Genomic DNA, 13753 nt, shown 5'->3' with positions numbered 1-13753 from the left:
TCATGCTTTATGAAAATATTCATCATTACTAATTCATAGAGAGGCCGAAGCCTTCAGTTCCTGCTCGTGAGTGTCTCCTATCATGCCAGAGACCGAGGTAAACACCGCGAGGTCATCCGAGGGTACGTGACGTGCGATCTTGGAGATCGCACGCCCAAACAAGTCGAACAGCTCTATCAGAAATGCTCGGCCATCGAGACGAATTACGGGGTGTTTCGCTAGGTGCGAGCGATAACAACGGCACAGGGTCCGATCATCCGATTTGCGATCGTGCTGGTCGAGTTCTTGCTAAAGAATCTGTGGCTGGTGCTGCGAGGAGCGGACGAGACCTGCCCAAGGAGTTTACGTTCACGGTGTTCTGTGGGTGAATCAGGTATATACTGAAGGAAGGGTTAGAGCGGCGCTGAGAGATCGAGACAAGCGGCATATGTGTGCCAGCATTGTACGCGCCAGCCGCGGGCTGAGACCAGATGGGTTACGACTTCCGCAAGTGACAGCGTGATTTCGCCCTCTCCAGTCGTAATCTCTAGCTATGAATTCAGGTGGTTCCTGAAGTCGTCCTCATAACGAGAGATGCCACATCAACCGCAGCACGCAGCGCGGCTTTGAGATCGAGTCGGAAAGTACCGATACTCCGTTTTCCATGACCAACGCGAAAAGCGGGGCGACTCCTGCACCCGGCTGCCGGTTTATGAGCCGACTCCGATCCGGTAGACAACCGCCTCGTAGGGCCGGAACTCAGTACAAGCGGGATCGGCCTGAGCATCATCGTAGTTGCCGATCACTGCCTCCATGTCGTCGGTCTCGATGGAGCCATCAAAGGCCTTTGGCCGGTCAGACCAGTTGAGGACGACCAGCCACGTTTCGTCGTCAAGCGTACGCGTGTAGGCGTAGAGCTGCTCGTCGTCGGGGATTAGGAGGTCGTATTCACCGTAGACCAGCGCGTCCCTGTCGTCCCTAAGGTCGATCAGATCCTGGTAGTGGTGCCAGACCGAGCTTTCGTCGTCGAGCGCCGATTCGACGTTGATCTCGGAGTGGTTCGCGTTGACTGCGAGCCACGGATTGCCAGTGGTGAAACCGGCGTGTTCCGCCCCGGACCACTGCATCGGCGTCCGTGAGTGATCCCGGCTCCAGTAGTTCACGAGGTCGCGCACTTCCTCGTAGGAGTCGACGACGCCCGCCGCCAGGAATTCATCGACCTTCCCGACGGTCATAGTGTCGTCGACTTCCTCCAAGGTCCGGAAGTCGGCGTTCGTCATGCCGATCTCCTGACCCTGGTAGACGTACGGCGTCCCACGCATCGTCAACAGGAAGGTAGCAACGAGTTTCGCGCTCTCCGCCCGGTAGTCGGCGTCGTCGCCGAATCGCGAGACGATCCGCGGCAGGTCGTGGTTCCCCATGAACAGTGCGTTCCAGCCACCGTCCTCGAGCTCGTTCTGCGCCCGGGTGATGATCTGCTTGAACTCCCGGAGGTCCCACTCGCCCCACTCGTCAAGGTCCCACTGGCCGCTGGAGCCCGCGTCGACGCCCATGTGGTCGAACTGGAACACCATGTCCAGCCCGTCACCGTCCTCGCCAAGGTGGGCGGCGACCTCTTCGATGTTCGTCTGGCCCATCTCGCCGACGAGCATCACGTCGTAGTTCGAGAATGTCGCATTATACAGTTCCCGCAAGTGCTCGTGGATCTGCGGGCCCTGGATATAGTGTTCGGAGCCCACGAGCGAGGAACTCGGATCGCCATCGGGGAGCCCTTCGGCCTTCGAGAGAAAGTCGATGGCGTCCATCCGGAAGCCGTCGATACCCTTCTCAAGCCACCACGTGATCATCTCCGTGATGTCTGCACGAACGTCGCGGTTGCGCCAGTTCAGGTCGGGCTGTTTCTTGTCGAAGAGGTGGAGGTACCACTCCCTGCGCTCATCGTCGTAGGTCCATGCCGGCCCGCCGAAGACGGAGGTCCAGTTGTTCGGCGGCTCATCGGGGCTACCGTCGCGCCAGTGGTAGTAGTCTTCGTATCTCCCCTCGCACTGGCGGGAACGCTCGAACCACTCGTGTTCATCGGAGGTGTGGTTGATCACGAGATCCATAATCAGGCGCATGTCCTGCGCGTGGAGCTCTTCGAGGAGTATCTCCCAGTCGTCTATCGTTCCAAATTCAGGGTGGACCGAGCGGTAGTCGGCAATGTCGTAGCCGTTGTCGGCGTTCGGCGAGTCATAGACCGGACAGAGCCAGACGACGTCGATCCCCAGCGAGTCGAGATAGTCGACCTTCTCGACGATCCCCTGGATGTCGCCCACCCCGTCACCGTCTGAGTCGTTGAAGCTCCGCGGATAGATCTGGTAAACGATCGCCTCTTTCCACCACTGGCGGTCTAGTTCTCCTTCATCTATCGGTGCAGTTGTACGCATACCGACTGATAATAATTTACTATATTTATAGTTTATTAATATAGCACTACGTGAACCGTGGCATGCTCGGAGATCCGTTCCCTCAGTCAGCTCAAGACCACGCATCACAGCTACGCTAAACCCCTGTAGTCTCAACTTCCAAATGGTTCAGTTTCATGTAGTACTATAGAGTTTATAAATTGCTATCCTCGCAGTAACAGCACCGTGTCTATGGAATATAGCCGATTCAGCTGATTCGTGGTCCACTTTTGATTAAGTCACAAGTCATAAGTAGATTTGCCAACCCTCACGCCCTCAACTCATCCAACCCCATGCCAGACCCCAACCCCCAGGGTTCACACGTTACAGAAGGCTCTCCATCGCTTCACGATGGGCTTACGCAGTTTCTCGAAGTGAAAGCCAAAGGCGACGACTCAGGTAGATGCCGATAGCGCCACATTCGACTCTCGGGCTCGTCGTTCGCGAACGAGACCGTGGCCGAGCTGGCTAGCCTGCAGCTAATGGATGCCTCTCCTCGCTCTGACTACGTTACCGTCAACCTCTACTGAGAACTTAAGCAACAAGCCGATTACGTATAAAGTTCTTATACTAGTGGTCCGTAACACGGCATATGAACCACGAGACGAAAACTAGGAGTCATCTCGGATCTTCTATTTCGCTCTCTATACCAACTCGCGATCCGGATCTATTCAAGCACAAAGCAACCAGCGATGTGCTCCTCTTTTTAACCAACCACCGGTTTGGCGGCTTTTCGCTTCGAGAGATCGCAAGTCAGACTGGTCATTCACACCAGTCTGTGCGACGAGCGGTGAATGTCCTCGGTTCGAATGGACTGGTCGTTGAATCACCGGAGAGCAACCAGCGACTCGTTCAGATAAACCGCGATCGGCTCACTATCCCAGACGATCCAATTCTCCGGATCCCGCAACCAGAATACCACCGTCCCGTAAAAGCGGCGGTAGAAGAGCTTCGCGAGAAAATCAGTGACGTAGTTGGTGTTGTCCTCTATGGGAGTGTGGCCCGAGGGGAGGCTGACCGACGAAGTGATATCGATCTCTGGGTGCTTACTCGATCTGGACGGGCTGAAGGTCAACGGGAAGCGAACGCTGTTGCTCGTGATCTCAAGGAGGTGTCGTTCGATGGAGACCGGTATGCATATGATATTGACGTCGAGGCTGTCCAAGCAATTCCAACTTACACTGAGGATATCCGGGAGATTGTCGTCTCGGGAATCCCGATCTACAAAACGAGTGACTTCGAAACCGTCGAAAACCTCCTGTTGGAGGAAGGAGGCGACGATGAGTAGTGGTTCAGATCCGAACGCTATTCTCACCGCACTTGAACGTGCTCAGGATGCCTTCGAGATGGTTGGACGAGGTCGGACAGAGTTCGAGAAAGGGATTAGTGCCGATACAGACTGGAAGACACAGTTGACAAAAGCATGCCGGCTCCTCGAAGTCATCGAAATAATCCAACTACAGGACGGGTATTATATTGCCGTCATCGAGCTCTGTTTTGGGGCTATCGAACGCTCGATCGAGGCGTATGCGCTCTCAATGACGGATGATACACTCCAAGACTTCCAGGATCACCAGTTCAGTTACGACCGCGCACACCAGATCGGACTGTTCGAGAGAGATACCGCAGAAGCGATGAAAGCACTCTATAGCGACAATCGGACTGAGAGTTACTACGGAGGGAGCCGACCGACAGCAGAGCAAGCGGAGGCAATGACTGAATTAGCGATCGCTGTCCACGAGTTCTCGGTGAGTCAAATCCGGGAAGGTGGCGTCTGTCTCTGTGACTGACGATCGAGTCCCGTATAGAACGCGCAAATGAGGTAGGTATTTGGCACGACAGAGCGTCTCTATAGTCATTCTGACTGGGTTTGATTCTTAATCGAAATAGCCGTACCCGATGTGTCGCATCTCGTTCAGGAAGCTGTCGTCACTGAGGTCGGAGCGGAACGCTGCCAAGTACACGTCCAGTCGGTGGACGGTTTCCTCAAACTCGGTTTCGGCCAGTGACTGCAGCTCTCGGAGCCGGGATAGATCCTCGTCCGTATCGAGGTAGAATGTTTTCGCCTTCCGCCCATCCTTGGGACTATCATACCGAACCCGATGTGGGATAGTGGCAGGTCGTTCTGGTTCGTGTTGCGGCTCGGTGGTTGCAGGATTAGACGGTGTATCGGTCTCTGATCCAGTGTCCGGTTCGGAGTCGTCTGGTCGCGTGTCGGCAGCGGAAGCGGACGTATCGGTGTCGAACGAGTCGTCAGCGCCGTCGAAATTGTACCGGTCCTGTTTGCCCATCAGGCGTTCACCTCCTGTTTACGGTCGCCTAGCAGCTTCTCTGGCGTGGCATCACCCATTTCCATGTCCTTGACTGCATCCCACTGTGCAACCGCTTCATCGTACGTGTAGTCGCCAGTCATCCACCGGCCAATCACCTTGAATGCGAGCGGAACGTGCTCCTCGTAGCTGCGGAGGTCACGCGTCTCACTGGACTCGATAAAGGAGAAGAGATCCATCTGCTGATCCCACGTGTACCGCAGTAGGGAGTGCTCTGGGATGGAGAACGGACTGAGTGGGACGCCACGGTCAGACATGGAATCGCGGTACTGTTCGAAGATTTTGGCGTTCCCGACGCGGCTGGGGACGGTGCCTTTGATCACGATGTCGACGCCCATCTTGGAGAATCCGGAATCCATGGCATCGACCGTGGATTCTAGCCCTTGTTGGGAGGCGTCACCTTTCGGTGTGAGTTCGATTGGGACCATGATGTTGCGGGCGGCGATGATAGCGTTGTCCACGAGATCGTTCAATGTGGCCTGGACGTCAAGGATGAACACGTCGTACTGGTCGCTGAGTTGCTCGAGCTGTTCGCGGATTACCCAGTATTCGTCGACGCCACGGCGATCTGAACTGTTAAGTGCGGATTCAAAGTTTGAGAGGTCTTCGTGGCCGGGCACAAGGTCAAAGTATGGTGTGGAGACGATGATGTCCTCGAGTTTGGTGTCACCGAAGAAGGTGTCCATGACGGTCGGTTCAACCGTCTTGTCGGGTGTGTCGTGGTCAAGATGATCGTAGCCGGCGTAGTGGGTGAGTGCGCCCCGTTGTGGATCAAGGTCTAGTGCGAGCACGTTGTAGCCGTCGCGGCCGATGGCGGCGGCGGTTTGCATTGTGTTTGTGGTTTTGCCGGGGCCGCCTGATTCTGACCACCAGACGAATGCTTGGGTCATCTGCTATGTGTCCACGGAGCGGGCTGTCTTGAAGGTTTGTCAGACATGTGTCTGACTGGCTGGCTTGTAGGCGTTCCAGCGAGTTTACTGGAAAGTTTGCTAGCGAGTTTACTGGATGTCTTTCTGGTAAACTGTATATATTTCTAAGTAGAAAACTTTCCAGCAAACGATGATGTAAACCGGCGTCAAAGTAGAGACTGCGAGGAACTGGTCACAGGCATCAGCAGGTAACATTGTGTCGCGACTGTCGTTTGCTGCGTCCTCAGTCTCTGCCGGAAGTACGGCGACCTGATAGACCGCTTCTGGATCGACCGTCGCGTGTTCGACCAGCTCTTCGGGAATCTCAATCTACCTTCTTCCCTCTATCTCGGTCGGCCGAGCCGTAATCAGCGCCTGCAGACGATCTGGAATTGAAACCATGGATAGGTGTCCTCTGTAGGCGACGGCACGTAATTCCATGGAATTCTTTGGCAAATAGGTCTACTACAGTGTGTTCTTTGCTGCGTGTTTCCACTATCTCGTTCTCATGGTGCCGACAGATTAGTCTACAGGCAGCGGAGAGAATATCATCTCAATACGCTGGCTGCAGTTTCAGAACAGCAGTTACTTCACATGGAAATATCTCTTTTAGAAAACTCTGGCAGAAAGTTTGAATTCCATACTATATTCCAACACCCATTGTAATGGCATAATCCCACTTGATCCATATTTTAAATTTTCCTAATAAAATCGACCGTAAAATTCGTATAAACAAAATATCAAAACAGTCTCGATAGATATCCCTATTTACTCAATTATTTTAAATAATGTTTTATATGCGCTACTGTTGAACCCTTATTAGGGAGATATGTATCGAGTCCTACTAGCAATCGACGACAATGTAGATCATGCCAGAACGCAGGCCGAGACAATTAAACAATTGTCAGCTCAGAGAGTTGATACAGAGATTATCCTCCTTCACGTGTTCACTAACAACACATCCGGGGCGTCGATCGGTCAAATAAAAGCGGCACGAACGGCCGAAGACGAATTAGCTGATATTGACGGCCGCGTGACAATGGATGAGACGAGCGGGGATCCGTCCGAGATGATACTTCGATATATCGAGAACAATGATATCAACCTCATCTGCCTCGGCGGACGGAAACGTTCTCCCACGGGCAAAGCCTTGTTCGGTAGCGTCACGCAGGACGTTATCTTAGGAACTGACCGTCCCGTACTTGTCTGTGGTGGGAACTCAGATACTTAACACTCTACGAGCGAACAACCGCCAGTGACGATCACCAATAGCACGTTTCAATTCTTCTAGTTCGCCGTTTTCCTCAACATTAATTTCAATGAGATACGAATTCGTGATTCTCGTAGGTGAGCGTCGTCTCGTCGGGCTGGTTACTCATGATGATCCTCTCACGGATAATTCGTGATTTGGGTTGCTTTCTGATAGTCATGTATCAAGAATTTCTGCTCGGACCGTGAATGCATCGCCCGGCTTAATCGACCGGTAGTAAGTCACCTTGTCGGTTCCGAGCCCGCCAACGACAGCACGCTTCGTTCTGATACCTCCAACGAGGAGTCTAACCGAGAGACCGAGTGTGCGATAGCCGCCGGCGATGAGGCCACTAAATTGCCACTTAAGTGCTGCCATTGGATAGGTATGGATTGAAGCAGATTACATTGCTTGGTAAGCTCAACGTCTCGCCTTCGAAGATAGTCACTGAACCGCATTGAATCGGATTGTTAAATTAAATCAGTCAATTTCTACTAAATATTTGTCCCTACAGACAGAATAGACATCTAACAAAGGAGCGTATGATGCTTGAATTGTTCTGAGATTCGAAGGTCTTGATAGTATCACTATATTCGATATCCCTCTAAATATTCAAAACTCCCCTGTAAACCGGCACACCAGTTCCAGCGATAACTAAGAGTTCCATAAGAAGGAAAGTCATTGATTATTTGCTTGAGTAACTGAGGTGATAAGCTTTCACTAAAAAATTCTTGCCAAATTCCATCATCTTCCATTTCAAGTGCCATTTCTACGACTGATTCTGCTTCTTTGCGATTGCACTCAAAATTTTCTATGAGTATCATCACAAACTGCTCCTTGGTATATGAGTTCATGTGTCTCGTCTCTACAAATGCTATTTCACCAATCTTAATTATTACTATAGTTGGTATCGACCACCATATTTTTGTCGAATAGAGAACTAATAAAGTAATAATTATTCTATTAAAATCGAATGATGGGGCAGTAATCAATCAGCATGGCAGCAAAGTATGATGTTCGTTCCAATCCAAGTAAGCACCTTATCGCCTTCTTGGTTATACGCGCGGGTTTGATTTCGGACGTAGCCTCGGTCATCACGACTTTTCGACGGTCGCGTTTCGAGAATTTCGTTCTCTACGGTCAGAGTGTCATTAGCATACACGGGTGTTAACCAAGAAAGTTCGTCTAACCCAGGTGAACCGATGCTCGCGGTTTCAGCAAGGAACTCATCGACAAATAAGCGCATGCAGACGCTCGCAGTGTACCAACCGCTAGCGATCACTGCCCCAAATACAGACTCTGTTGCTGCGTCTTTGTCGATATGTATTGGTTGAGGATCGTACCGCTCGGAGAATGCCATCATCTCGTCTTCCGGAATAGTGTAGTTTCCGAGATCTCGGACTGTCCCAGCCGTTGTATCTTCGAAGTAAATATTTGTCATCAAGCAGGCGTTCAACCTCCATTGGCATAAAGTATATTAATTTTATTTATAATATACTATTTTTAATAATATGTATAATACTACTGAACACCGAATAACTGTACTCTACAGACATAATTTTCATTATTATCTTGATAAGTGCTTGCTGATTCTAAGAAGCCCGACAAAATTCCTAATAAGCATTTTAGCAAGATATTGTCTACCCGAACATACCTGATTTAAGTGGCTGCTGAATATATGGACCATTATGCGAATCGCAGTATTAGGAGCCGGTACCATGGGCCATGGGATCGCACAGGCAGCGGCAATGGCTAACAATGAAGTCACGATCCGGGACCTCGAAGAAGGAATCCTCGAAGAAGGAGTCAATGCAATCGCATCGAATCTCCAGGGCGGTATCGAACGCGGGAAAGTTAGTAAGAAGCAGAAAGCGGCGACGCTCGATCAAATCACGACAACGACATCACTGTCAAACGCCGTCGTGGACGCGGATCTCGTCATTGAAGCGGTTCCAGAGATTCTTGAGGTCAAACACGACACTTTCCAAGAGGTCGAGAACGCGGCCCCAGAAGACACGATCATCGCGTCGAATACCTCCTCACTATCGGTGACCGAAATTGCGAGTGCCCTCGATCGATCTGAACGGGCTATTGGCCTTCACTTTTTCAATCCAGTGCACATCATGGGTCTTGTCGAAATTGTCGTCGCCGAGCAAACGGACGACGAAACGATTGCGTTTGCCGAAGAGTTCATCAAGGACATCGGAAAGGAGCCCGTCACTGTTCGGGATTCAGCCGGGTTTGCTTCATCTCGACTCGGTGTCTCCCTCGGCGTGGAAGCGGTTCGGATGCTAGAGACAGGTGTCGCCAGTCCTCAAGCCATCGATCGGGCAATGGAACTCGGTTACAATCATCCAATGGGACCGATCGAGCTCACGGATGTTGTTGGGCTTGACATCCGACTTGATATCCTTGAATATCTTCAAGAGGAATTAGGCGAGCGATTTCGGCCGCCACAGTTGTTGCGCCAGAAAGTCCGCGCTGGGAAGCTCGGCAAGAAGACCGGTGAGGGTTTTTACCTCTGGGAGAACGGCGAACGCGTTGGTGTCAGCGGCGACTTGGAGGGGGGTCGATGAACAACGGCGATACGAATCCTGAGGCCGTTGGTGACGAATGCGAAACCGTCTCGGTGGCTGTCAGCGACCGAATTGAGGGCGTTGTGACCGTCACGCTCTCGCGCCCGGAGGCCAGAAACGCGCTCGACGCACGGTTGCGCTCGGAGCTGAGCGACGTCCTTGCGGCGATCGCCGACGACGACTGTTGCCGGGTAGTCGTTCTGACCGGCGACGACGAAGGGAAGGCGTTTGTCGCCGGGGCTGACGTGACCGAACTTCGCGAACGCGGCACGCTCGAACAGCGCGAGGTGAGTAAGCGACCGAGGATTTACGAGACGATCGCAGACTTCCCAAAGCCGGTAATCGCCCATATTAACGGTCACGCGCTCGGCGGTGGGTGCGAACTCGCGCAGGCCTGTGACATCCGAATTGCCCACGAACAGGCAAAGCTTGGCCAGCCAGAAATCAATCTTGGCATCATCCCTGGCGGCGGCGGTACCCAGCGTCTGCCCCGACTTGTCGGCGAAGGACAAGCAATGCGGCTAATTCTCTCTGGCGAACTCATCGACGCACAGGAGGCAGCGGAGATCGGCCTCGTCGACGAGGTCCATAATGAGGAAAGCCTCGACGAGCGCGTTTACGGGCTGGCAAAGTCAATGGCTGAGAAGAGCCCGGTCGCCCTAGAGTTCGCGAAAACAGCCATCCAGGCAAGTGTAGAGATGGATCTGTCATCGGGTATCGAGTACGAGGCCGAACTGTTCTCGCAACTGTTCGCGACCGAGGACAAGAACGAAGGGATCGACGCGTTCTTCGAAGACCGCGATCCGAACTGGCAGGGAAAATAAGAACTCACTGTGCTATTGCTAACGGCATAAATAGATGCCATGGGAAGTAGAATCGTTGTCTTGACCAAACGCGATCGTTCACAAACTCTACATGCTCGTGATCAGTGTCTCCGGAGCGTTGACCAACAAATTGGAAGCGTTCCGAACAGCAAGTTGACTCAGATCACTCGATATTGAAGTACGGCTTAGAGAAAAAGACAGTTCAACGACATAGATATAAAAATACCGAGAACTACGATCCCAAGCAAATTTACATTGTAGACCGAACTGTTCGTAAGCGTCCCCCCAGTGTCATCCTTCGAACAAAAAGATAACGTTTCTACCGCGTAACGAGTTCGTAATTCTCGTAGGTGAGCACAGTCTCCTCCCGCTGGTTCGTCACGGTGATCACCTCGTGGACGATCCCCACGCTCGGGTCACTTTCAAGAGACGGGTATCGAGAATTTCATTTTTCACGGAGATCGTATCGCCTGGCTCGGCCGGCTGATGCCAACGCACGTCGTCAATCCCTAGACCGCCGACGACTGCGCGCTCTGTTCTGATACCCTCAACGAGGAATCTAACCAAGAGACAAAGTGTGTGATAGCCGCTCGCAATGATGCCGCCGAAGTGGCTCTCGGCTGCAGCCGACGGGTCCATGTGGATCTCAAGCAGATCGTACCGCTCGGCGAACTCGACGATCTCTAATTCGGAAACAATCGTTGAACCGCAGTCAATCGTGGTTCCGGGTTCGATTCCCTCGAACCGGACGAGATCGTCTGATCGACGCATACGAAAGCTAGCCCGACGTCTCTCAAAGTAGTTTTTAATTTTTCATAATTTTGTACACTACGCTCCGATTCGAACCCACTCATAGACAATATAATCGTCGTGCTACGAATTGGCACGTTCGAAGACCATGTTTGTATCCAAGCAGCAAAACGGGTGGTACCCACCGATTGCCACTCACGCGAGCAACTCTAAGACCGACGTCGAGAGGATCGAGACACCGATCGTGAGAGCAGCCTCGTCGATGTCGAACCGCGGCGTATGGTGACCGCTTGGGTTGCTTGCACCGATACCGAGGTAGGTAGCGGTGCCACCATTCTGACTGACGGTTCGCATCAGGTAGGTCGCGTCCTAATGCGGATTCGAATCGGGGCGTTCAAGCACTCGGATCTCGAGGCCGGGAGTAGTGATGCAAGTAGTCATCCAGGGTATCCTCACGGATCCGTTCGCGATTATGAACGCGATCGGGCTGATCGCGTTCGCACTCGTAGGTGCTGTAAAGGCGATACGTGAGCGGTTCGATCTGTTGGGCGTCGTCGTTGTCGGACTCGCGACGGCCTTCGCGGGCGGCGCGACCCGTGACGTCCTCGTAAACCGGGTACCGCTGGTGTTGAGTTCGCTCGGCGAGATTGCGCTCGGACTGTTCGGCGTGTCCCTCGCGGTCGGGTTGAGTGCTGCACTCGAGTCGCCGGACGATCACCCTGTGACGGTCATCTCGGACGCCATTGGCCTCGCCGCGTTCGCCACGGCCGGGTCAATCGTCGCGGCAGATACGGGACTGCCGGGCTTCGGGATTGTCGTCATCGCGACGATCAACGCAGTCGGTGGAGGCGCGTGTGCGGACATCCTCTTGGATCGGCCGCCCTTCATTCTCCTCACCGACTTCTACGCGAGCTGTGCCGTGTTGGGTGGAGGGGTTTTCTGGACCGTCACGGCACTCGGTGGCGCCGAAAGCGTCGCCGCCGCGCTGTGTGCCGTGGTCACGGTCGGAACCCGATTGGCAGCGGTCACCTACGGTTGGGAGCTGCCGACCGCACAGAGAGTCGGGGAGGTTCTAACGTGGCCCCGGAACGAACGGAGCCGATAGCGTTGAGTCGCCACGATAATCCACAATTCGCGGAACTACCGTACGCAGAGTTTTCGCCTATCTCGGCGGATATCCATCAGCCTACGGGCGGACTCTCTCAAAGCCAACACTCGCGGCGAAAATCCGCTCGTCCTTGTAGCGAGGTCCGACGATCTGAAGTCCGATAGGAAGATCGTCATCTGTAAACCTGGCCGGGATAGACGCGCTTGGAATTGCTGTCAGATTGAACGGCCACGTGAGGAACCATCCTAATGCTTCGCGGGTCTCTTCACCATCTATTTCGGGTGGATCAGATATATATTCCGTACTTGAGGGTTTTATTGACAGCGTCGGTGTCACCAATAGATCATATTCCTCGAAGAGGTTCTGAATCGTGTCGAAGAACGACGTTATCGTACCTTGTGCGGACCGACTCAAGAACAGCTACCTCCTGTCCTTCCTCTATTTTCTTGGTCACTGAGTTGAGTAATTCGTCTTGGTGGTTATCGTACATATCAATTTCGTGTTCTGTTTTCACACTTTTGTTGATACTGACCATCGTGACCCTCCAGTGGTCGATAAAGGCATGCCAAAGGTCATTGGATGTCTGTTCGATTCCAATCTCGACTTCTTCTACCGGTGCATCGAGTGTCTCGAATGCGTTCTTCGAGAATTTCGAGTCCGCGTGGCAGGGTCGGTGATCCGTCGGAATCAAGACTCAAAGGGAGCGAGCATCCGGTCGTCGAACAATACGGCCGCCCCGGAACGGTCGAAACAGCCGTACTCGGTGATTCCTTCGATACCGACCCGACCATCCGCGAGTAGGGTGTGCTTGATACGGACTGTCTCGCGATCGATACCAACCACGTCACACTCGACACGCAGGGTCGATTCGAAAGGGACCGGTGCCTTATGTTCCCAGCGCCAGTCACGCAGTCGGAACGGCTGTTTCTCGCCGCTCAATTCCCCGAGGCTCGTTCCCTGCTCGCGAAGAAACTCCTCCAAAGCGATCCCGGCAAATCGGGGGTACTCTTCGAAGTACGCCAGCTCTGCCCCCTCGATGTGCGGGCTCCGGATCGGGACGGAAGACTCGAACGTCGGGAGATCCCGACTGTCGGCCGCCTTGTTTGGGCCGACCGCGGGGCTCCGGTTGACGAGTCGGTCAGTGAACGCCGAGTGTACCCGATCGGGAAGCGGGAGGGCGTTGCCGTCCGGTCCGATCGTTACGTGGGTCATTCGCGCGCTCACGAGGGGGTCGCTCTTGCGGTCGGTCATCTCGTAGAGCAACTCAACGCTAGAGGTTCCGACGTTCAGAGGAATGACCTCAACGTCGACTTCGTCCCCAATAGTGGGGTATCGTTCGATAGTGGTACTCACAACGACCGGCGCAAAGGGAATCCCGCCATCGTCAAGGATCTCGCCGAAGGAGTACTCGACGGCCGCGGCCACCCGTTGGGTAGCAATCAATTGCCAGTCGAAGACCGTTGCGCCGTGTATCAAGGGTCCCGCGAGCTCGCCGAACTGCACTCGATGGGAGGTAATCGTTTGCACGGATCACCTTCTATCGCCGATTACTACTAGTCTACAGGAACCGGCAAACGACGGAGCG

Annotated in this window: 16 protein-coding genes and 1 pseudogene; 7 read left to right on the top strand and 10 right to left on the bottom strand. The window is 53.4% G+C overall.

Annotated features, from left to right (window positions below; translation table 11 throughout):
* Nucleotides 1-45 precede the first annotated feature (45 nt).
* Nucleotides 46-407: pseudogene (locus EAO80_RS20195) on the top strand (ISH3 family transposase); the annotation flags it as partial.
* A 282-nt stretch (nt 408-689) separates the two neighbouring features.
* On the opposite strand, the gene EAO80_RS04185 reads toward EAO80_RS20195, so the two are convergent.
* Entirely contained in the window at nt 690-2405 is a 1716-nt protein-coding gene (locus EAO80_RS04185) for a glycoside hydrolase family 13 protein (RefSeq protein ID WP_122088682.1), read from the bottom strand.
* 610 nt (nt 2406-3015) lie between these two features.
* Here EAO80_RS04185 and EAO80_RS04180 point away from each other — a divergent pair.
* Together EAO80_RS04180 and EAO80_RS04175 are read left to right on the top strand one after the other, a co-directional pair.
* Nucleotides 3016-3711 (top strand): nucleotidyltransferase domain-containing protein, encoded by a 696-nt coding sequence (locus tag EAO80_RS04180; RefSeq protein ID WP_245998440.1) that lies wholly within the window; start codon nt 3016-3018, stop codon nt 3709-3711.
* On the top strand, nt 3704-4213 hold the full coding sequence (locus EAO80_RS04175) for a DNA-binding protein (protein ID WP_245998439.1): 510 nt from the start codon (nt 3704-3706) through the stop codon (nt 4211-4213). Before EAO80_RS04180 ends, EAO80_RS04175 begins: the two co-directional genes overlap by 8 nt.
* Nucleotides 4214-4300: 87 nt before the next feature.
* Here the strand turns inward: EAO80_RS04175 and EAO80_RS04170 are convergent, their stop codons facing one another.
* Nucleotides 4301-4714: a hypothetical protein gene (locus tag EAO80_RS04170; RefSeq protein WP_122088680.1), complete on the bottom strand. Its 414-nt coding sequence runs from the start codon at nt 4712-4714 to the stop codon at nt 4301-4303.
* A complete protein-coding gene (locus tag EAO80_RS04165; RefSeq protein WP_122088679.1) occupies nt 4714-5643 on the bottom strand; it encodes a ParA family protein in 930 nt (309 codons plus the stop codon). The genes EAO80_RS04170 and EAO80_RS04165 overlap by 1 nt, the downstream gene beginning before the upstream one ends.
* A gap of 847 nt (nt 5644-6490) precedes the next feature.
* On the opposite strand from EAO80_RS04165, the gene EAO80_RS04160 reads away from it, so the two are divergent.
* A complete protein-coding gene (locus EAO80_RS04160; RefSeq protein WP_122088678.1) occupies nt 6491-6892 on the top strand; it encodes a universal stress protein in 402 nt (133 codons plus the stop codon).
* 195 nt (nt 6893-7087) lie between these two features.
* Here EAO80_RS04160 and EAO80_RS04155 read toward each other — a convergent pair whose 3' ends face one another.
* The 3 genes from EAO80_RS04155 to EAO80_RS04150 form a co-directional block, all read right to left on the bottom strand.
* Nucleotides 7088-7303, bottom strand: coding sequence for a MaoC/PaaZ C-terminal domain-containing protein (locus EAO80_RS04155; RefSeq protein WP_281272993.1), 216 nt, complete (start codon nt 7301-7303; stop codon nt 7088-7090).
* A 194-nt stretch (nt 7304-7497) separates the two neighbouring features.
* A complete protein-coding gene (locus tag EAO80_RS19480) occupies nt 7498-7734 on the bottom strand; it encodes a hypothetical protein (RefSeq protein WP_162993876.1) in 237 nt (78 codons plus the stop codon).
* 164 nt (nt 7735-7898) lie between these two features.
* The gene (locus EAO80_RS04150) at nt 7899-8351 is read right to left on the bottom strand and encodes a MaoC family dehydratase (RefSeq protein WP_122088676.1); all 453 of its coding nucleotides are present in this window, start codon (nt 8349-8351) and stop codon (nt 7899-7901) included.
* Between the two features lie 247 nt (nt 8352-8598).
* Here EAO80_RS04150 and EAO80_RS04145 point away from each other — a divergent pair, with 247 nt between their 5' ends.
* A complete protein-coding gene (locus tag EAO80_RS04145) occupies nt 8599-9486 on the top strand; it encodes a 3-hydroxyacyl-CoA dehydrogenase family protein (protein ID WP_122088675.1) in 888 nt (295 codons plus the stop codon).
* Nucleotides 9483-10310, top strand: a complete 828-nt coding sequence (locus EAO80_RS04140; protein ID WP_122088674.1) for an enoyl-CoA hydratase/isomerase family protein — start codon at nt 9483-9485, stop codon at nt 10308-10310. The genes EAO80_RS04145 and EAO80_RS04140 overlap by 4 nt, the downstream gene beginning before the upstream one ends.
* A gap of 387 nt (nt 10311-10697) precedes the next feature.
* Here the strand turns inward: EAO80_RS04140 and EAO80_RS04135 are convergent, their stop codons facing one another.
* Nucleotides 10698-11081: a MaoC/PaaZ C-terminal domain-containing protein gene (locus EAO80_RS04135; protein ID WP_211330632.1), complete on the bottom strand. Its 384-nt coding sequence runs from the start codon at nt 11079-11081 to the stop codon at nt 10698-10700.
* A 174-nt stretch (nt 11082-11255) separates the two neighbouring features.
* Nucleotides 11256-11414, bottom strand: coding sequence for a M20 family metallo-hydrolase (locus EAO80_RS19475; protein ID WP_162993872.1), 159 nt, complete (start codon nt 11412-11414; stop codon nt 11256-11258).
* A 73-nt stretch (nt 11415-11487) separates the two neighbouring features.
* Here EAO80_RS19475 and EAO80_RS04125 point away from each other — a divergent pair, with 73 nt between their 5' ends.
* Nucleotides 11488-12165, top strand: a complete 678-nt coding sequence (locus EAO80_RS04125; RefSeq protein WP_245998437.1) for a trimeric intracellular cation channel family protein — start codon at nt 11488-11490, stop codon at nt 12163-12165.
* 81 nt (nt 12166-12246) lie between these two features.
* Here EAO80_RS04125 and EAO80_RS04120 read toward each other — a convergent pair whose 3' ends face one another.
* Together EAO80_RS04120 and EAO80_RS04115 are read right to left on the bottom strand one after the other, a co-directional pair.
* Complete coding sequence (locus EAO80_RS04120; RefSeq protein ID WP_162993875.1) at nt 12247-12582, bottom strand: amidase family protein; 336 nt, start codon at nt 12580-12582, stop codon at nt 12247-12249.
* Between the two features lie 273 nt (nt 12583-12855).
* Complete coding sequence (locus EAO80_RS04115; protein WP_162993874.1) at nt 12856-13695, bottom strand: acyl-CoA thioesterase; 840 nt, start codon at nt 13693-13695, stop codon at nt 12856-12858.
* Nucleotides 13696-13753 lie beyond the last annotated feature (58 nt).

The organism is Halalkalicoccus subterraneus (assembly GCF_003697815.1).
Taxonomy (GTDB): domain Archaea; phylum Halobacteriota; class Halobacteria; order Halobacteriales; family Halalkalicoccaceae; genus Halalkalicoccus; species Halalkalicoccus subterraneus.
Note: the sequence above shows the minus strand (reverse complement) of the source record. Positions and strands in the feature narration are given on the sequence as shown.